Source organism: Roseivivax sp., from assembly GCF_054552075.1.
Genome location: NZ_JBTOLZ010000026.1, coordinates 1 through 19,291, shown reverse-complemented (window position 1 = coordinate 19,291; position 19,291 = coordinate 1). Strand labels below are relative to the sequence as shown.

The 19,291-nt window shown below is 69.9% G+C and carries 14 protein-coding genes; 11 read left to right on the top strand and 3 right to left on the bottom strand.

All coding sequences use genetic code 11. The annotated features are described in order from the left end of the window. Positions 1 to 220 precede the first annotated feature (220 nt). From pheT to mscL, 3 genes are all read left to right on the top strand, one after another. Positions 221 to 2,617: a phenylalanine--tRNA ligase subunit beta gene (gene pheT / locus ACX938_RS16480; protein ID WP_459431864.1), complete on the top strand. Its 2,397-nt coding sequence runs from the start codon at positions 221 to 223 to the stop codon at positions 2,615 to 2,617. 74 nt (positions 2,618 to 2,691) lie between these two features. Continuing rightward, positions 2,692 to 3,141 carry a YtoQ family protein gene (locus ACX938_RS16475; RefSeq protein ID WP_232755024.1) on the top strand — a complete coding sequence of 150 codons (450 nt, stop codon included), beginning with the start codon at positions 2,692 to 2,694 and terminating at the stop codon, positions 3,139 to 3,141. Positions 3,142 to 3,292: 151 nt separating this feature from the next. Further along, on the top strand, positions 3,293 to 3,715 hold the full coding sequence (mscL, locus tag ACX938_RS16470; RefSeq protein ID WP_459431863.1) for a large conductance mechanosensitive channel protein MscL: 423 nt from the start codon (positions 3,293 to 3,295) through the stop codon (positions 3,713 to 3,715). Positions 3,716 to 4,201: 486 nt separating this feature from the next. On the opposite strand, the gene ald is transcribed toward mscL, so the two are convergent. Beyond that, on the bottom strand, positions 4,202 to 5,323 hold the full coding sequence (gene ald / locus ACX938_RS16465; RefSeq protein ID WP_459431862.1) for an alanine dehydrogenase: 1,122 nt from the start codon (positions 5,321 to 5,323) through the stop codon (positions 4,202 to 4,204). Between the two features lie 137 nt (positions 5,324 to 5,460). On the opposite strand from ald, the gene ACX938_RS16460 reads away from it, so the two are divergent. The 3 genes from ACX938_RS16460 to ACX938_RS16450 all read left to right on the top strand — a co-directional run bounded on the left by ACX938_RS16460 (position 5,461) and on the right by ACX938_RS16450 (position 10,241). Next, the gene (locus tag ACX938_RS16460) at positions 5,461 to 5,919 is read left to right on the top strand and encodes an Lrp/AsnC family transcriptional regulator (RefSeq protein WP_232755027.1); all 459 of its coding nucleotides are present in this window, start codon (positions 5,461 to 5,463) and stop codon (positions 5,917 to 5,919) included. A 154-nt stretch (positions 5,920 to 6,073) separates the two neighbouring features. Continuing rightward, positions 6,074 to 7,729, top strand: coding sequence for a BCCT family transporter (locus ACX938_RS16455; RefSeq protein WP_459431861.1), 1,656 nt, complete (start codon positions 6,074 to 6,076; stop codon positions 7,727 to 7,729). Positions 7,730 to 8,636: 907 nt separating this feature from the next. Beyond that, complete coding sequence (locus ACX938_RS16450; protein WP_459431860.1) at positions 8,637 to 10,241, top strand: GMC family oxidoreductase; 1,605 nt, start codon at positions 8,637 to 8,639, stop codon at positions 10,239 to 10,241. A gap of 285 nt (positions 10,242 to 10,526) precedes the next feature. Here the strand turns inward: ACX938_RS16450 and rpsU are convergent, their stop codons facing one another. After that, on the bottom strand, positions 10,527 to 10,733 hold the full coding sequence (gene rpsU / locus ACX938_RS16445; RefSeq protein ID WP_007818122.1) for a 30S ribosomal protein S21: 207 nt from the start codon (positions 10,731 to 10,733) through the stop codon (positions 10,527 to 10,529). Positions 10,734 to 10,849: 116 nt separating this feature from the next. Between rpsU and ACX938_RS16440 the strand changes: the two genes are divergently transcribed. The 4 genes from ACX938_RS16440 (at position 10,850) to ACX938_RS16425 (ending at position 14,909) form a co-directional block, all read left to right on the top strand. After that, positions 10,850 to 11,533, top strand: a complete 684-nt coding sequence (locus ACX938_RS16440; RefSeq protein WP_459431859.1) for a COQ9 family protein — start codon at positions 10,850 to 10,852, stop codon at positions 11,531 to 11,533. Between the two features lie 739 nt (positions 11,534 to 12,272). Then, positions 12,273 to 13,259, top strand: a complete 987-nt coding sequence (locus tag ACX938_RS16435; RefSeq protein WP_459431858.1) for an NAD(P)H-quinone oxidoreductase — start codon at positions 12,273 to 12,275, stop codon at positions 13,257 to 13,259. 1 nt (position 13,260) lies between these two features. Continuing rightward, entirely contained in the window at positions 13,261 to 13,950 is a 690-nt protein-coding gene (locus tag ACX938_RS16430) for a TylF/MycF/NovP-related O-methyltransferase (RefSeq protein ID WP_459431857.1), read from the top strand. Further along, on the top strand, positions 13,935 to 14,909 hold the full coding sequence (locus ACX938_RS16425; protein ID WP_232755033.1) for a quinone oxidoreductase family protein: 975 nt from the start codon (positions 13,935 to 13,937) through the stop codon (positions 14,907 to 14,909). The genes ACX938_RS16430 and ACX938_RS16425 overlap by 16 nt, the downstream gene beginning before the upstream one ends. A gap of 677 nt (positions 14,910 to 15,586) precedes the next feature. On the opposite strand, the gene purD is transcribed toward ACX938_RS16425, so the two are convergent. Beyond that, positions 15,587 to 16,852: a phosphoribosylamine--glycine ligase gene (gene purD / locus ACX938_RS16420; RefSeq protein ID WP_459431856.1), complete on the bottom strand. Its 1,266-nt coding sequence runs from the start codon at positions 16,850 to 16,852 to the stop codon at positions 15,587 to 15,589. Positions 16,853 to 17,011: 159 nt separating this feature from the next. On the opposite strand from purD, the gene xseA reads away from it, so the two are divergent. Next, a complete protein-coding gene (gene xseA / locus ACX938_RS16415) occupies positions 17,012 to 18,589 on the top strand; it encodes an exodeoxyribonuclease VII large subunit (RefSeq protein ID WP_459431855.1) in 1,578 nt (525 codons plus the stop codon). The last annotated feature ends 702 nt before the right edge of the window (positions 18,590 to 19,291 follow it).

The following is a 19,291-nucleotide window of genomic DNA, read 5'->3' as shown; positions in this document are numbered from 1 at the left end:
GGCGCGATCCGCGACGCGGATCGCGGGTCGGTTTTCGACGCGAAAACCTTCCGACCCGGCGCGCTTCCGACCGGCCCCGCTTTCCCCGAGGGAAAGCGCCACGCTTTTTCCGTGAAAGAGCGCAGCCCCCGCCCCCCGGGCCCGCCGGCCCCGGGCCTTCCACCCCGCTGCCCGATCCGCTAGGAGACCGGCAACACGGCAAGCAGAGAGCGCGCGAGACATGAAGTTCACCCTGTCCTGGCTGAAGCACCACCTCGAGACCGAGGCCTCGGTCGCCACGATCGCCGAGACGCTCACCGACCTCGGGCTCGAGGTCGAGGGCGTCGACGACCCCGCCGAGCGCCTCGGCGCCTTCACCCTGGGCCGCGTGATCGCCGCCGAGAAACACCCCGATGCCGACAAGCTGAAGGTCTGCCGGGTCGAGACCGACGCGGGCGAGACCCAGATCATCTGCGGCGCGCCCAACGCCCGCGAAGGCATCACCGTGGTCATCGCCAAGCCCGGCACCTATGTGCCCGGCATCGACACCACCATCCAGGTCGGCAAGATCCGCGGCGTCGAGAGCCACGGCATGATGTGCTCCGAACGCGAGATGGAGCTTTCGGAGGAACACTCCGGCATCATCGAGCTGCCCTCGGGCGAGGTCGGCCAGCGCTTCACCGACTGGCTGGCGCAAAACGACCCGGACAAGATCGACCCGGTCTTCGAGATCGCCATCACCCCCAACCGCCCCGACGCGCTGGGTGTGCGCGGCGTGGCCCGCGACCTCGCGGCGCGGGGGCTGGGCAGGCTCCTGCCGCGCGACACCGACCCGGTGCCGGGCGCGTTCGCAAGCCCGATCTCGGTCACCATCGATGAGGCGGCCCGCGAGGCCTGCCCGGTCTTCTACGGCCGGCTGATCCGCGGCGTGAAGAACGGCCCCAGCCCGGACTGGCTGCAGCGCCAGCTCAAGGCCATCGGCCTGCGCCCGATCTCCTTCCTCGTGGATGTGACCAACTTCTTCACCTACGACCGCAACCGCCCGCTGCACGTCTTCGACGCCGACAAGGTCTCGGGCGATCTGCGGGTGCATCTCTCCGAGGGCGGCGAGAGCTTCGCGGCGCTCGACGACAAGATCTACACGTTGGCCCCGGGCATGACGGTGATCTCGGACGACAGCGGCGTCGAGAGCCTTGGCGGCATCATGGGCGGGCTCGAGACCGGGGTGACCGAGGAGACGGCGAACGTCTTCCTCGAGGCGGCCTTCTTCGACCCGGTGCGCACCGCGCATACCGGCCGGGCGCTGAAGATCAACTCGGACGCGCGCTACCGCTTCGAGCGCGGCATCGACCCGGCCTGGACCCCGCATGGCATCGAACATGCGACCCGGATGATCCTCGATCACGCCGGGGGCGAGGCCTCCGAGGTGGTCATCGCCGGCGCGCTGCCGGATCATTCCCGCGCCTACAAGCTCGACACCGCGCGCTGCCAGAGCCTCGTCGGCATGGAGATCGCCCCCGAAGTCCAGCGCGCCACGCTCGAGGCGCTGGGCTTCACGCTGGACGGCGACATGGCCCAGGTGCCCTCCTGGCGGCCCGATGTTCTGGGCGAGGCCGACCTCGTCGAGGAAGTGGCCCGCATGGCCTCGCTCACGCAGCTCGAGGGCAAGCCCCTGCCGCGCCGCGAGCCGGGCGTGCCGAAGCCGATCCTCTCGCCCATGCAGATCCGCGAGCGCACCGGGCGGCGCAGCGCCGCGGCGCTCGGCTACAACGAATGCGTGACCTACAGCTTCATCGACCGCCGGGCGGCCGAGCTGTTTGGTGGCGGCGGCGATGCGACCATGCTGGCCAACCCGATCTCCTCGGAGATGAGCCACATGCGCCCCTCGCTTCTGCCGGGGCTCCTGCAGGCGGCGGCGCGCAACCAGGCGCGCGGCATGGCCGACCAGGCGCTCTTCGAGCTGGGTTATGCCTTCTCGGGCGGCGAGCCGGGCGAGGAGCACCAGCTTCTGACCGGCCTCCTGGTCGGGCGCACCGGGCCGAAGGACGTACATGGCGCCTCGCGGCCGGTCGACCTTTACGACGCCAAGGCCGATGCCGAGGCGCTCCTGGCCGCCATGGGCGCGCCGCGCAAGATGCAGATCCAGCGCGGCGGCTCGGACTGGTGGCATCCCGGGCGCCACGGCGTCCTCTGCCTCGGCCCGAAGAAGGTGCTGGGCGTCTTCGGCGAGCTGCACCCCAAGGTGCTGCGCGCGCTCGACGTGAAGGGCCCGGCGGTGGGCTTCACCCTCTGGCCGGGCGAGATCCCGATGCCGAAGAACAGCGCTACCACCCGTCCGGCACTGGCCCAGAGCGATCTGCAGCCGGTCGAGCGCGACTTCGCCTTCGTGGTCGACACAGAGGTGCAGGCGCTGGACCTGGTGAACGCCGCGGCGGGTGCCGACAAGGCGCTGATCGAGGAGGTCCGGGTCTTCGACGAGTTCATCGGCGGCAGCCTCGGCGAGGGCAAGAAGTCCCTCGCCATCACCGTGCGCCTGCAGCCGGTCGAGAAGACGCTGAAGGAAAAGGACATCGAGGCGGTGGCCGCCAAGATCGTCGAAAAGGTCACCCGCGCCACCGGCGGCAGCCTGCGCGGCTGAGCCGAGCCTCTGGGCCGCCCGCCCGGGCGGCCTAGCTCAAGCCCGAGAAGGGCGATCCCGAAGGAGGAAGCGACATGGGCCTGAACGTCTACCTGGCGGGCGAGATTCACACCGACTGGCGCGAGCAGATCATCGACGGCGCGCAGGGGCTGGACGTGACCTTCTCGGGCCCGGTCACCGATCACGCGGCCTCGGACGATTGCGGCGTGGCGATCCTCGGCGCCGAGGAGCAGAAGTTCTGGCACGACCGCAAGGGCGCGCTGGTGAACGGCATCCGTACCCGCAAGGCGCTCGAGGATGCCGACGTGGTGGTCGTGCGCTTCGGCGAGAAATACAAGCAGTGGAACGCCGCCTTCGACGCGGGCATCGCCGCGGCGCTCGGCAAGAGCCTGGTGGTCCTGCAGCCGCCCGAGCACGACCACGCCCTGAAAGAGGTCAATGCCGCCGCCGCCGCCGTGGCCCGCGCGCCCGGGGAAGTGGTGGAGATCCTGCGCTACGTGTTGACCGGGCAGTTGCCGGAATAACACGGACCGGGCCCTGAGTGGCCTGCCTGCCCGTCCCGGAGGCGGGTCCTCGAGGTTTCATCTCGCCCGCGAAGTGGCGAGGCGCTATGCACGTCCCCGCCCCGCGGGCCTTTCGCGGGGGAGCTTCTGACACCATTCGGGACGTCGCTTCATGATCAGTGAATTCAAGGACTTCATCGCCAAGGGCAATGTCATGGACATGGCCGTCGGCATCATCGTCGGCGCGGCTTTCACCGCCATCGTGACCTCGCTTGTCGGCGATATCATCAACCCGATCATCGCGCTTTTCACCGGCGGGATCGATTTCTCGGGCTGGTTCTACACGCTCGACGGCTCCGACCAGCCTTCGATCGAGGCCGCCCGCGAGGCCGGGGTGCCGGTCTTCGCCATCGGCTCCTTCCTCATGGCGGTGATCAATTTCCTGATCGTGGCCTTCGTGGTCTTCCTCCTGGTGAAGACGGTGAACCGGATCAAATCCGCCGCCGAGAAGCCCGACGAAGTGGCGCCCTCGGTGCCGACCGGGCCCTCGCAGGTGGACCTGCTGATCGAGATCCGGGACGCGTTGAAGAAGTAGGTTTTTGGGGTCGATTGGGGCTGGGGGCGCTTGCGTGTCCGGCCGTGGGCGCCTGTTGCGCGGGCGAGGGGGCTGTCTGCCCCCTCGCGCTCCCCCGAGAGGTATTTAAGGCCCGGTCATGCAGGCGGGGCGGGGCGCGGGTTGTGAGCGTTGTGGGTTGGATTTGGGGGTGTGTGACGGCAGCATCGGAGGGCGGCGCTTTGGGCCTTGCGTTCGGGCGGCACCGAGGGCGGTTCCGCCAGCGTCGAGGGTTGATCAGCGCCGACGGTCGCTCATTTGGCGCTTTCTTGCGCCCTCTGTGGCACGTAGTGGGCCCGGGAGTAGCGCCAGCCCGGAGCGCCCTCTGTGGCGAGGGTATGGACCGGGGAGCAGCACCAGCCCGGAGCACCTTCTGTGGCAAGGGGTGGACCGGGGGCGCAGCGCCAGCCCGGAGCGCCCTCCGTTGCAAAGGGTGGACCGGGGCCGCAGCCCCGGCCCCCCACGCCCTCAGGCGGACTTCAGCACCAGCTGCGGCGAGGTCACGTCGATGCCGAGCGCCCGGCCGACCGCGAAATAGGTCAGCTTGCCGCCGTGCACGTTCAGCCCCTCGAGCAGGTGCGGATCGTCCAGCATCGCCTGCTTCCAGCCCTTGTCGGCCAGCGCCAGCATATGCGGCAGCGTCGCGTTGCCGAGCGCCAGCGTCGAGGTCCGCGCCACCGCGCCGGGCATATTGGCCACGCAGTAGTGCATGATGCCGTCGACCTCGTAGACCGGGTCCTGGTGGGTCGTGGGCTTCGAAGTCTCGAAGCAGCCGCCCTGGTCGATCGCCACGTCCACCAGCGCCGCGCCGGGCTTCATGTCGGAGAGATCCGCGCGGCTGATCAGCTTCGGCGCGGCGGCACCGGGGATCAGCACCGCGCCGATCACCATGTCCGAGGCGCGGGCGACCTCGGCGGTGTTGGCCTGCGTCGCGTAGAGCGTCTTGAATTCGCCGCGGAACATGTCGTCGAGCTGCTTGAGCCGCGGCAGCGAGCGGTCGAGCACGGTCACATCCGCGCCCATGCCGGCGGCGATCCGCGCCGCATGGGTGCCGACCACGCCGCCGCCGATCACCGCAACCTTCGCCGGCGAGACGCCGGGCACGCCGCCCATCAGCACGCCGCGCCCGCCGTTGGCCTTCTGCAGGGTCCAGGCGCCCATCTGCGGGGCAAGCTTGCCCGCCACCTCGGACATCGGCGCCAGGAGCGGCAGCCCCCCGCGCGGATCGGTCACCGTCTCGTAGGCGATGCAGGTCGCGCCCGAGGCGATCAGGTCATGGGTCTGCTCGGGGTCGGGGGCGAGATGCAGATAGGTGAAGAGCACCTGGCCCTCGCGCAGCATCTGGCGCTCGGCCTTCTGCGGCTCCTTGACCTTCACCACCATGTCGGCCTCGGCGAAGATCTCCTCGGCGCTGTCGACGATCCGCGCGCCCTGGGCGCTGTAATCGCTGTCGGGGAAGCCCGCGCCCTCGCCGGCGCCGGACTGGATCAGCACCTCGTGGCCGTGCGCGATGGCCTCGGCGGCGGCGCCGGGGGTGAGACCGACGCGGAACTCCTGCGCCTTGATCTCCGTGGGACATCCGATCTTCATGGCTACCTCCCGTATTTCCTCCTCGCGAGCCTGCCAGAGGAGGCGCGCAATGTGTGTGACATTTCGCTGGCACCTCGCGGTGATCTGCGCAAGAATCCAGCGGCAACGAGGCTCAACGTCGAAGGATCTTGCGGACCATGACGCTCGACACGATGGATCGTCGACTGTTGGGGCTCCTGCAGAAGCGCGGGCGGATCTCCAACGCCGACCTGGCCGAGGCCGCGGGGCTGTCCTCCTCGGCCTGCCACCGGCGCGTCGCCCGGCTCGAGGCCGAGGGCTACGTCTCGGGCTACGTGGCGCTTCTGGACGCCCGGCGGCTGCGGATGTCGGCCACGATCTTCGTCGAGATCACCCTGACGCATCAGTCCGACGAGACGCTCGACGCCTTCGAGACAGCGGTCCGGCGCATCCCGAACGTACTGGAATGCCACCTCATGGCGGGCACCGCGGACTACCTGGTGAAGGTCGTCGCCGAGGACACCGAGGACTTCGCCCGCATCCATCGCCAATACCTCACCAGGCTGCCCGGGGTGGCGCAGATGCATTCCTCGTTTTCGCTCCGGGAAGTGCAGAAAACCACCGCGCTGCCGCTCTGAGACCCGCGCCCGGGGCAAAAAAACCGGAACTCCGGGGCCGCGAGGGGGTTGAATGGCATCGACCCGGGCCCGTAGAGGGCGCGACGCAAGAACCACAAGCAACCACAGGGACCGCAGGCGCGCCCCCCGAGGTGCGGCGCTGCGTCAAGGATCTATGAATCATCAAGACAAGATGAAGCAGGAGCCGCTCCTGTTTTTTCCCAGGGTCAACCGCACGGTCTTCTCCGTCTCGGCGATCCTGATCATCGGGTTCATCATCTTCGGTGCAACCTTCAATGACACCGCCAGCGCGCTCTTCTCCGGGATGCAGTCCTGGCTCGCCGGCAACCTTGGCTGGGCGATGATCATCCTGGTCAACGTGCTCCTGATCGCCGTGGTCTGGCTGGCCTTCGGCCGCTTCGGCGACATCCGGCTGGGTCGGATGACCGAGGAGCCCGCCTATGACCTCTTCTCCTGGACGGCGATGCTGTTCTCGGCGGGCATCGGCATCGGCCTGATCTACTGGGGCGTGGCCGAGCCACTCTATCACTATTTCGCGCCGCCGATCGGCGACCCGGAGACCCAGGAGGCCGCGCAGCAGGCCATGGTGATCTCCTTCATGCACTGGGGCTTCCACGCCTGGGCGATCTACGCGATCGTGGCGCTGAGCCTGGCGTATTTCCACTTCCGCAAGGGCCTGCCGCTGACCATCCGCTCGGCGCTTTACCCGGTGCTCGGTGACCGGATCTACGGCTTCTGGGGCGACGTGGTGGACATCCTCGCGGTCTTCGGCACGATGTTCGGCATCGTCACCTCGCTGGGCCTTGGCGCCATGCAGATCAACTCGGGCCTGGGCCAGGTCCTGGGCATCGAGCAATCGGCGACCATGCAGATCCTGATCATCGCCGCGATCACGGCCATGGCGACGCTCTCGGTGGTGGCGGGTCTCGACGGCGGCATCAAGCGGCTGTCGAACATCAACATCCTGCTGTCGCTCCTGTTCCTGGTGTTCATGGTGGTCGTCGGGCCGACGCTCTTCATCTTCGACACCTTCGTGCAGAGCTACGGCGCCTATGTCCGCGACCTCGTGCAATGGGGCACCTGGGCCGAGGCCTGGACCGATGGCGGCACCTGGCAGAACTCCTGGACCATCTTCTACTGGGCCTGGTGGGTGAGCTGGGCGCCCTTCGTCGGCGTCTTCGTCGCCCGCATCAGCCGCGGCCGGACCATCCGGCAGTTCCTGATCGGCGTCATGCTGATCCCGGCCACGATCATGTTCTTCTGGTTCGCGGCCTTCGGCGGCACCGCGCTGCAGATCTCGCTGGGCGGGGATCCGACCATCGTGAACGCGACCAAGGAGGCCTATGGCGACGCGATGTTCGCGCTCCTGGACTACTTCCCGGCCTCCGAGCTGATGTCCGGCTTCGCCATCGTGCTGATCGTCCTGTGGTTCGTGACCTCCTCGGACTCGGGCAGCTTCGTGATCGACATGCTGACCGCCGGGGGCGATCCGAACCCGCCGAAGGTGCAGCGCATCTTCTGGGCGGTCTCCGAGGGCGCCGTGGCCTCGGTCCTGCTTCTGGCGGGCGGTCTCTCGGCGCTGCAGGCGGCCGCGGTGGTCGCGGGCTTCCCCTTCGCGGTGGTGGTGCTGTTGATCCTCTTCGGGCTGATCCGGGCGCTGTCCTGGGATCCGCTGATGGTCTACCGCCACAACAAGCAATACCGCGACGACGACGAGGCGGACCACGCCATGCCCTCGGAGCTGCCGGGCGAGCTTTACGGCTCCGACCCGACGCCGCCGCCGAAGGCGCAGCCGAGCCCTGCGGAGTGAGGCTTCGCCGCTGAGCGCGGTGGGATGAGACGGGAGGCGCCCCGTGGCCGGAGAGGCTGCGGGGCGTTTTCGTGTGGGGGAGGGGGGCGTGGTGCGGCAGGGCGTGGAGCGACGGCAGGCCCGGTGGCAGGGCGTGGAAGCGCGCCGGCGGCCCCGGTTGCAGGGCGTAGGGGGCGCGCCGACAACCCCCCGGTCGAAGGGCGCGGGATCACTGCAACAGCCCCGTTGGCCGCTGCCGCCAGCCGAGGCACCGGCGCGCGCGAAGCACGACCACAACGCGCGGTCCACTTGCGCCACCAAGAACTGCACACCCACCCAACAGCCCGCCCCCCTCACAACACATCCCGCCAGAGGGCGCGCGCCGGACCGGGGGCCGGCGCTGCTGCCCTCTGGGCTCAGCGCTTTATCCCCACAAGGTCAGGACTAGGGGATAGCTACGCGCACCACCCTAAGGAGCGCCGGCCCAAGGGGCCGGTCCGGCGCGCGCCCGGCATCTTCGATGCTATTCGGGCGCAAGGAGGCGCGTGGGAAGGCTGAGGGCGGGCTTGGCACCTTCGGTGCTAATTGGGGGAAAAAGAAAGCGGGGCGCGCATGGGGAGGCGTGGGTGTGGCAGAGATGTGGTGGTCTCAAGGTGCAGGGCCTTCGCAGCATTGAGCAGCGCAATGGTCAGGGGAGGGGATGGGCGTCGCTGGACGGTCTTCCACTCTCCGGTCCGCCCTCGACTCTTCGTTCGGAACGATCCGCCCTCATCCGCCACAGCACTGCATCCACCACCGCCCCCCATCCTCTATAGCGTCCCATCCACCACCGCACCCAATCCCCAATTCCCCCCAACCCCCCAACCCCCACCCGCCCTTGCGCCCGCCGGGCGCTTCGGCAAGTGTCGGGCGCAAGAGGAGGACCGGTATGGCGGCAGAGCGGATCGAGGCGGATTACATCGTCGTGGGCGCGGGCAGCGCCGGCTGCGTCCTGGCGCGCAGGCTCTCGGACGCGGGCCACAGCGTGCTGCTGCTCGAGGCCGGCGGGCGCGACAACTACCATTGGGTGCACATCCCGATGGGCTACCTCTACTGCATAGGCAACCCGCGCACCGACTGGATGTTCAAGACCCGCCCCGAGCCGGGGCTGAACGGGCGCGAGCTGCTCTATCCGCGCGGGCGCATCCTGGGCGGCTCTTCGGCGATCAACGGCATGCTCTACCTGCGCGGCCAGGCGGCGGATTACGACGGCTGGCGGCAGATGGGCCTCTCGGGCTGGGGCTGGGACGAGGTGCTGCCCTATTTCCGCAAGAGCCAGGACTACGTCGAGGGCGAGAGCCCGCACCACGGTGCCGGCGGCCCCTGGCGGATCGAGAACCAACGGCTGAAATGGCAGGTGCTCGACGACTGGATGGAGGCCGCCGCCGCCGAGGGGCTGCCCAAGGTCGGCGATTTCAACACCGGCGACAACGAGGGCGTGGGCTACTTCCGCGTCAGCCAGAAGCGCGGCTGGCGGGTCTCCATGGCGAGCGCCTTCCTCAAGGGCGCCGACAAGACCCGGTTGCGGATCGAGACCGGCGCCCAGGTCATGCGGCTCGTGACCGAGGAGGGCCGCGTCCGGGGGCTGATCTTCGACCAGCAGGGCACCCCCCGCGAGGCCCGCGCCCGGAGCGAGGTGATCCTCTCGGCGGGCGCCATCGGCTCGCCGCAGATCCTCATGCTCTCGGGCATCGGGCCGGGCGAGCATCTCGCCGAGCGGGGCATTACGGTCGCGGCCGACAGGCCCGGGGTCGGCGGCAACCTGCAGGACCACCTGCAGCTGCGCTGCGCCTGGCGGCTGACCGGGGCCAAGACGCTGAACCAGCTGGCCAATTCCTGGATCGGCAAGGCGCGGATCGGGCTCGAATACGCGCTCTCGCGCTCGGGGCCGATGTCCATGGCGCCCTCGCAGCTTGGCGCCTTCGCGCGCTCGCGGCCGGACCTGGCGACGCCGGATCTCGAATACCACGTGCAGCCCCTGTCGCTGCCGGCCTTCGGCCAGCCGCTCGATCCCTTCCCGGCGGTGACCGCCAGCGTCTGCAACCTGCGCCCCGAGAGCCGGGGCACGGTGCGGCTCTCCGGGCCGGACTTCCGCGCCGCCCCGGAGATCGCGCCGAATTACCTCGCGACCGAGGGCGACCGCCGCGTCGCCGCCGATGCGATCCGGCTGACCCGGCGGATCATGGCCCAGGCCCCCATGGCGCGCTACGCCCCCGAGGAGCTGAAGCCCGGAGACGCGCTCCAGAGCGACGCCGAGCTGGCCCGCGCCGCGGGCGACATCGGCACGACGATCTTCCACCCGGTGGGCACCGTGGCCATGGGCGCCGAGGAGACGGCGCCGCTCGACGCAAGGCTGCGGCTGCGCGGGCTCTCCGGGCTGCGGGTGGTCGACGCCAGCGTGATGCCGTGGATCACCAGCGGCAACACCAACGCGCCGACGGTGATGATCGCCGAGAAGGCCTCGGACATGATCCTGGAGGACGCGCGGGGCTGAGCGGGGCCGGGCGCCGGGGCGGTTTGGGCCGTTTTATTTAAGCGGGAGCTGCTGGGACGCGGTGATCCGCGCCGGGTTCGGCACCTAGGCTCTCAAGCGCCGGATGGGTCCGCACGGGTCATTCTGAAATCGGCGGGCGGGCTCGAACACCAACGCAAGGGCAGGGCGCCCCGCGCATCGGGCGCACGGCAAAATGCACCCCCCAGAAACGACAAACCCCCGCGGGCAGAACCAGCGGGGGCATCTATGACCGGGCCAAGGCCCGATCGTGTCCGAAAGGCTGCCTCAGAGCAGACCTTCGCGCTGCGCCTTCTTGCGCGCCAGCTTGCGCGCACGGCGGATCGCTTCGGCCTTCTCGCGGGCTTTCTTCTCGGAGGGTTTCTCGAAATGCTGCCGAAGCTTCATCTCGCGGAACACCCCTTCACGCTGGAGCTTTTTCTTCAGCGCACGAAGAGCCTGGTCGACGTTGTTGTCGCGAACACTCACCTGCATGTGGTTGTCACCACCTTTCTAGGTTGAAGTTACAAGGAATTGCAGGAGGTGGCCGTATAGCAAAGGGATGCTAGCTTGTCTAGGGTGCCGCTGACCCGGAAATTCCACCGGAAAGGATGCCTCTCATGAGTGACGAGACAAGCGAGAAGCTGATCGAGGCCGCGCTGATGCATGTGCCCTTCGACGGCTGGACCGAGACCACCTTCCGCGCCGCCCTGCGCGACGCCGAGGTCGACCGCACCGTGGCCGAGGCGCTCTTTCCGCGCGGCGCGGTGGACCTGGCCTTGGCCTTCCACCGCCGCGGCGACGCGCGCATGCGCGCCCGCATCGAGGAGACCGACCTGAGCGGCATGCGCTTCCGCGACAAGGTGGCCTTTGCCGTCCGCGCCCGGATCGAGGCCGCCGAGGACCGCGAGGCGGTGCGGCGGGGCACGACGCTCTTTTCCCTGCCGCCCTATGCGCCCGACGGGGCCCGGGCGATCTGGGGCACCGCGGATGCGATCTGGACGGCGCTGGGCGACACTTCGGACGATGTGAACTGGTACACCAAGCGCGCGACGCTCTCGGGGGTCTATTCGGCGACGCTGCTCTACTGGCTGGGCGACGATTCGATCGACCACCAGGCGACCTGGGAGTTCCTCGACCGCCGGATCGGCGACGTGACGAAGATCGAGGAAGCCAAGGCGCGGGTGAACCGCAACCCTGTGCTCTCGCGGATGCTCGCGGTGCCGACCCGGGTGATGGGCGGGATCAAGCCGCCGAAGCGGCGAGAGGACCTGCCCGGGCAGACGGGGATGTGAGCGGGGGGCTGGGGGCTTGAGCGGTTAGATGCCTCTCTGTGCCCCTGCTGCCCGCGCTCCAAGAGAAGCTGTAGAGGAAGGTGGCCTTGAGCGTTCTGAACGCTCCGCCATAACCCGCGCTGCCTGGTCGGCCTGAAGGACGCAGAATGGGCCAGTCGCCATCACGAATGAAGACCACCGCACCCCATACCGCGCCCCTCCTTGCGCCCGAACAGCACCGAAGGTGCCGGGCGCGCGCCGGACCGGCCCGATGGGCCGGCGCTCCTTGGAATGGCGTGCATAGCTCACAGTGAGCAATGACCTTGCTGACATAAAGCGCATAGCCCGGAGGGCAGAAGCGCCGGCCCCCGGTCCGGCGCGCGCCCTCTGTTGGGGTCTGTGGGGCAGGGGGCGATGCGTACCCTGCGAACGACGGGGCCGCACCACCTACCTGCGGTCAGAGACGTGCTCGCTGCCGGGACAGGCTGGGAAGGGGGGCTCCGTCCATAGACGACGACAGAGCCGCCCTGTGCACCGCCGCGCGGTCCGGCGCGGTCCCCATGTCGGGACAAGTAGGGCAGGCGGTCCTGCGTCTCGCGCGAACGACAAAACCGCCCCGCACCCCCTCCCAACTTCTCCGCCAACACCCGCCACACCCCCTCAACCCCACGCCTTCCCCGCAAACCGAGTTGCCACTCCCGCCCCGAGGGGCCAGTCTCCCGCCAACGTCACCAAGGGTCCAAGGCAAGGGAGACAGGACATGGCCGAGATGATGCGCGCGGTGGAGATATCCCAGAGCGGCGGGCCGGAGGTGCTCACCCCGATCACCCGCGCGCGGCCCGAGCCCGGCCACGGCCAGGTGCTGATCAAGGTCGCCTATGCCGGGGTGAACCGCCCCGACGCGCTGCAGCGGGCGGGCAATTACACCCCGCCGCCGGATGCCTCGGACTTGCCGGGCCTGGAAGCCTCGGGCGAGGTCGTGGCGCTTGGCCCCGGCGCCGAGGGCGTGGCGCTGGGCGACCAGGTCTGCGCGCTCCTGCCCGGGGGCGGCTATGCCGAATATGTCGTTACCCCGGCGGCGCATTGCCTGCCGGTGCCCAAGGGCCTCTCGCTCAAGGAGGCCGCCTGCCTGCCCGAGACCTATTTCACCGTCTGGTCCAACGTCTTCATGCGCGGCGGGCTCACGGGCGGCGAGCGCATCCTGATCCACGGCGGCTCCTCGGGGATCGGCACCACCGCGATCCAGCTCGCGCGCAACGCCGGGGCCCGGGTCTTCGCCACCGCCGGCTCGGCGGAGAAATGCGCGGCCTGCGAGAAGCTCGGCGCCGAGCGCGCGATCAACTACCGCGAGGAGGACTTCGTCGAGATCCTGCGCGCCGAGGGCGGCGCCGACCTGATCCTCGACATGGTGGGCGGCGATTACATCCCGCGCAACATCAAGGCGCTGGCCGACGACGGGCGGCTGGTGCAGATCGCCTTCCTCTCGAGCCCCAAGGTCGAGATGAACTTCGCCCCCTTGATGGTGCGGCGGCTGACCTTCACCGGCTCGACCCTGCGCCCGCAGTCGGTCGCAGCCAAGGCCCGCATCGCCGAGGAGCTGCAGACCCATGTCTGGCCGCTGCTCGACGCCGGCACCGTCGGGCCGATCATGGATTCGGAGTTCCCGCTGGAAGAGGCGCGCGCCGCCCATGAGCGCATGGAGGGCTCGACCCATATCGGCAAGATCGTCCTCAAGGTAGCAGACTGAGATGAGCGAGGAGGCGGGCCGGAAAAGCCCGCTCGACCATCTCTACGACTGGTCGGTGCGGGACAGTTTCGAGACCTTCCGCGAGGCGATGTCGGGGGCGATGCTCTTCCCCGACAAGCGCCAGATCCGCCGCTATTGCCTGGCCCGCGCGCTGGCGGGCCCCGCCGCGGCGGGGCTCATCGCCGAGTTCGGCGTCTGGCGCGGGCACGGCGTGAACCTGTTTGCCAAGGCCGCGCCCGACCGCGAGGTCTGGGGCTTCGACAGCTTCGAGGGGCTCGAGGAGGATTGGACCGGCCATGCCAAGGGCGGTCAGGCCGGGCGCTTCTCGCTGCAGGGCGCGCTGCCCGAGGTGGCGGAGAACGTGCATCTGGTGAAAGGCTGGGTGCAGGACACCCTGCCGGACTGGCTTGCCGCGCGGCCCGGGACGGCGCTGGCCTTCGCGCATATGGACCTCGATACCTACAGCCCCACCCGCTTCGTGCTGGAGGCGCTGGCGCCGCGGCTTGTGCCCGGCAGCGTCCTGCTGTTTGACGAGCTCTACGGCTACCCCGGATGGCGTCACCACGAATGGCGCGCGCTCTCCGAGGTTCTGGCCCCGGAGCGCTACCGGTTCCTCGCCTTCTCGACCGAGGCGGTGGGGATCGAGATCATTTCCGACACCCAAGGAGGAGCACCATGGCCAAGACCATGATCATCGAGGACCACGGCGGCCCGGAGGTCTTCAAATCCGTCGACCGCGAGGTCGGCGCGCCCGGCCCGGGCGAGATCCGCATCCGCCACGAGGCGGTAGGTCTGAACTTCATCGACGTCTACCAGCGGACGGGGCTCTACAAGATGGAGCTGCCGCATGCGCTGGGCATGGAGGCCGCCGGCGTGATCGAGGCCGTGGGCGAGGGCGTCACCCACCTCAAGGAGGGCGACCGCGCCGCCTATGCCGCCGCGCCTCCGGGCGCCTATGCCGAGGCCCGGGTCATGCCCGCCGCCCAGGTCTGCCCGCTGCCCGAGGGCATCTCCTTCGAGGAGGGGGCCGCGATGATGCTCAAGGGGCTGACGGTGCAGTATCTCTTCCACCGCACCACGCCGATTGCAAAGGGCGACACGGTGCTCTTCCACGCCGCCGCCGGCGGGGTCGGGCTGATCGCCTGCCAATGGGCGAAATCCGAGGGCATCCGCCTGATCGGCACCGCCGGATCGGACGAGAAATGCGCCCTGGCCGAGGAACACGGCGCCGAGCGCTGCCTGAACTACCGCGACGCGGATTGGCCAGAGCAGGTCCGGGCCCTGACCGAGGGCAAGGGCGTACATGTGGTCATGGACGCCGTGGGCGCGGCCACCTTCGAGGGCTCGCTCTCGGTCCTGCGGCCCTTGGGGATGATGATCTCCTTCGGCAATGCCTCGGGCCCGGTGCCGCCCTTCAGCATTGCCGATCTGGGTGCCAAGGGCTCGCTGAAGATCACCCGGCCGACGCTCTTCACCCATATCGCCGAGCACGAGACCTGCCAGGAGATGGCGGCGATGCTCTTCGAGAAGGTGCGCTCGGGCGCGGTGAAGATCCGCATCGACCAGCGCTTCGGGCTGGAGGAGGTCGCCGAGGCGCACCGGACGCTCGAGGCGCGGAAGACGACCGGCAGCACGGTGCTGGTGGTGTGATGGGCTGAGGGCAGGGGCTCGCCGGTGGATGGCTGGCCCCCGGCCTTTGGCGTGGCCGGGCCGTCTTTCTTGCGCCCGAATAGCACCGAAGGTGCCGGGCGCGCGCCGGACCGGCCCGATGGGCCGGCGCTCTTTGGGATGGCGCGCTCAGATCGCCTCTAGTCCTGACCTTACCGGGATAAAGCGCATAGCTCGGAGGTCGGCAGCGCCGCCCCCCGGTCCGGCGCGCGCCCTCTGTTGCGAAGGGTGAGTGAGCGGAAGGCGTGGCGTGGGCCCTTGTGTGCAGCACTCACGTGAAGCGCGCATGACAAGCGAAACGCTTCAAACTCTCGGACATCCCGAACATCCCAGAGCCCCTCCTTGCGCCCGAACAGCACCGAAGGTGCCGGGCGCGCGCCGGACCGGCCCCTTGGGCCGGCGCTCCTTGGGATGGCGTGCTTAGCTTTTCTCTAGCCCTGACCTTGTTGGGATAAAGTGCCTCGCTCGGAGCTCAGTAGCGCCGGCCCCCGGTCCGGCGCGCGCCCTCCGTCGCGAAGGGTGAGTGAGCGGAAGGCGTGACGTGGACCCCTGTGTACCGCCTTCAGGTAGAGCACGCATGACAAGCGGAACGCCTCCAACTCTCCGGCATCCCGCACACCCCAGAGCCCTTTCTTGCGCCCAGCACCTGCCGCCAGCACCTACCCCAGCGCGCGCCAGCCGATGTCGCGGCGGCAGAAGCCCTCGGGCCAGTCGACCGCGTCGACCAGCGCATAGGCGCGGTCGCGGGCCTCGCCGAGGCTCGCGCCCCGGGCGGTGGCGTTCAGCACCCGACCGCCGCTGGCCACCACCGCGCCCTCGCGGGTGGCGGTGCCGGCGTGGAAGGTCATGTGGAAGCTGTCCTCGGGCAGATCACCCAGCCCGCGGATCACGCTGCCTTTCTCGTAGGCCCCGGGATAGCCCTCGGCGGCCATGACCACGGTCATCGCGTGGTCCTCGGCCCAGCTCACCCGGGCCTCGCCGAGCCGCCCTTCGGCGCAGGCGTGGATCAGGTCGAGCGCCTGGGCCCCGAGCCGCATCATCAGCGCCTGGCACTCGGGATCGCCGAAGCGGACGTTGTATTCCACCAGCCGCGGCGCGCCGTTCTCGATCATCAGCCCGGCATAGAGCACCCCCTGGTAGGGCGTGCCGCGGCGGGCCATCTCGGCGATCGTGGGCTTCACGATCTCTTCGAGCGCCCGGGCCGTGACGGTCTCGTCCATGATCGGCGCGGGGCTATAGGCGCCCATGCCGCCGGTGTTGGGCCCGGTGTCGCCTTCGCCCACGCGCTTGTGGTCCTGGGCGGTGCCAACGGCCAGCACGTCCCTGCCGTCGCAGAGCACGAAGAAGGAGGCCTCCTCGCCGGTCATGAACTCCTCGATCACCACCTCGGCGCCGGCCGCGCCGAAGGCGCCGCCGAACATCTCCGCGAGGGCGGCCTCGGCCTCCTCGAGGCTCTCGGCGATGATCACGCCCTTTCCGGCGGCGAGCCCGTCGGCCTTGATCACCACCGGGAAGGGGCCCTGGCGCACATGCGCGAGCGCCGCGGCCTCCTCGGTGAAATGCGCATAAGCCGCGGTGGGCGCGCCCGAGGCGTCGCAGATCTCCTTGGTGAAGGCCTTGGAGGCCTCGAGCCGGGCGGCCTCGCGGCTCGGGCCGAAGACCAGGATGCCGGCGTCGCGCAGGGTGTCGGCCACGCCCGCGGCGAGCGGCGCCTCGGGGCCGATGATCACCAGGTCGATGGCGTTCTCGCCGGCGAACTCGGCCACCGCGCCGCCGTCCTCGATGTCGAGCGCCGCGCAGGTGGCGATCTCGGCGATGCCGGCATTGCCCGGCGCCACGATCAGCTTGTCGCACTTGGGGTTCTGCATCGCCGCCCAGGCCAGGGCATGTTCGCGCCCGCCGCCGCCGAGGATGAGGATGTTCATGGCCCGTTCTCCGTCTCGCCCGTCCCTTGCTGGCCCGCCTCGTAGCCGCGTGGCCCCCGCCGCACAAGCCTTGGCCCGGCGAAAGCCCGCGCGGGCCCGGTTTTCCCCGCTGCGAAGCGGCGCTAGTGTCGGGCAGGCAAGACAAGCGGCAGGGCAGGCATGAGCGACCTCATCGACGACGGCGAAAGCGGCAACACCCCGGAATTCACCGTCTCCGAGATTTCCGGCGCGGTGAAACGCACCATCGAGGGCGAGTTCGGCCATGTCCGCATCAAGGGCGAGGTCGGCCGGGTCTCGCGGCCGCGTTCGGGCCATGTCTACCTGGACCTGAAGGACGACCGCGCAGTGATCTCGGGGGTGATGTGGAAGGGCGTCGCCGCGCGCCAGGACACCCAGCCCGAAGAGGGCATGGAGGTCGTCGCCACCGGCCGGCTGACCACCTTCCCGGGGCAGTCGAAATACCAGATCGTGATCGAGGACATCCGCCCCGCCGGCATGGGCGCGCTCATGGCGATGCTGGAGAAGCGCCGCAAGGCGCTGGCCGCCGAGGGGCTTTTCGACGAGGGCCGCAAGAAGCCGCGGCCCTTCCTGCCCGAGATCATCGGCGTGGTGACCTCGCCTTCGGGGGCGGTGATCCGCGACATCCTGCACCGGCTGCGCGAGCGTTTCCCCCGCAAGGTGCTGATCTGGCCGGTGGCAGTGCAGGGCCAGGCCTCGGCCCCCGAGGTCGCCCGCGCGATCCGCGGCTTCAACGCGCTGACCCCCGGCGGCGCGCTGCCCCGGCCCGACCTGCTGATCGTGGCGCGGGGCGGCGGCTCGATCGAGGATCTCTGGGGTTTCAACGAAGAGATCGTGGTGCGCGCGGCGGCCGAGTCGCAGATCCCGCTGATCTCGGCGGTGGGCCATGAGACCGACACCACGCTGATCGATTTCGCCGCCGACCTGCGCGCGCCCACGCCCACCGCCGCCGCGGAACTGGCGGTGCCGGTCCGGCGCGACCTCCTGGCCTGGAGCGGCGAGATGCAGGCGCGCATGGGCCGCGCGGTCTCGCAGCGGCTCGAGTATCGCGGCCAGCGGCTGGGCGACCTGGCCCGGGCGCTGCCCCGGGCCGAGACGCTTCTGGACAGCGCCCGCCAACGGCTCGACACCGGTGGCGAGCGGCTGCCCGCGGCGCTGATCCGCGGGGTGCAGAGCCGCCGGGTGACGCTGTCCGAGACCGCCGGCAGCCTGCGCCCCGGCATGCTGCGCGCGCGCACCGCCGAGGGGAGGCGCGCGCTCGAGGTCTGGGGCGCCCGGCTCGCGCCGGCGCTCGGGCGGCTGACCGAGACCCGCGCCCAGGCCCTGGGGCGGGTTAGCGACCGGCTGAGCCTGCGCCCGATCCAGCGCGAGGTCTCCGAGCACCGCCGCAGCCTCGAGGCGCTGGCGCTGCGGCTCGACCAGGGCGCCGAGGCGCGGCTGCGCGCGGGCCGCGAGGGGCTCGCGGGGCTCGACCGGCTGCACGAGACGCTGGGCTACAAGGCGACGCTCGAGCGCGGCTACGCGGTGGTGCGGGGCGCGGGCGGCGTGCTGACCACTCGCGCCGAGGCCGAGGCCGCGGGCGGGCTGGAGATCGAGTTCAAGGACGGCCGGTTGAAGATCGGCGGCGGTGCCGGGGTCGGTGGCGGCGGGGCCGGTGGGGCCGCGAAGAAGGGCGAGGCGCGGAAGAAGAGCGCGCCGGAGCAGGGGTCGTTGTTCTGAAGGTTGGGGGGCTGGCTGGCGTGTTCCTAGTGCAGCCAGGCGGTGTCGCTGGGTTTGGAACGGCGTGAGACGCGGGTATTCAGGCTTCTGGCTGCAGAATGGTAATGCCGAAGGCCATTCGATATTCGTGGCCGTCCGACGGGGTATCTGACCGCTCAGGGCGGCTTCCGATAGAGGGACCGGGCGCGGGAAAATCGACGGGCATTACCGGCCGTCGAATAGTAGAGCCGACCTGCGTGCGCTGCTTCTGACCACCAAGCCGCGCTGCTGCCCGTCTGAAGGCGCCACCCTCACAACCCGCGCCCCTGCCCAACATCACAACAGGCACACCCGAGGGCGCGCACCGGACCGGGGGCCGGCGCTTCTGACCTCTGAGTAAAGCGCTTTATCCCAGCAAGGTCAGGGCTAGGGGATAGCTAAGCGCGCCACCCCAAGGAGCGCCGGCCCAAGGGGCCGGTCCGGCGCGCGCCCGGCACCTTCGGTGCTATTCGGGCGCAAGAGGGCGCGGGGCGGTGGCCACGGGCATTCGGGGGGAGCGGGGCACTAGCTGATGTGGGCTGCCGTGGTGCCATTGGTGGCATGAGGGCGCGAGGGGTCTTGTCTGGCTCCGAGTCGTGAGGAAGCCTTTCTCGGCTCGGCTCGGTTCGGCTCGGCTCGGCTCGGCTCGGCTCGGCTCGGCTCGGCTCGGCTCGGCTCGGCTCG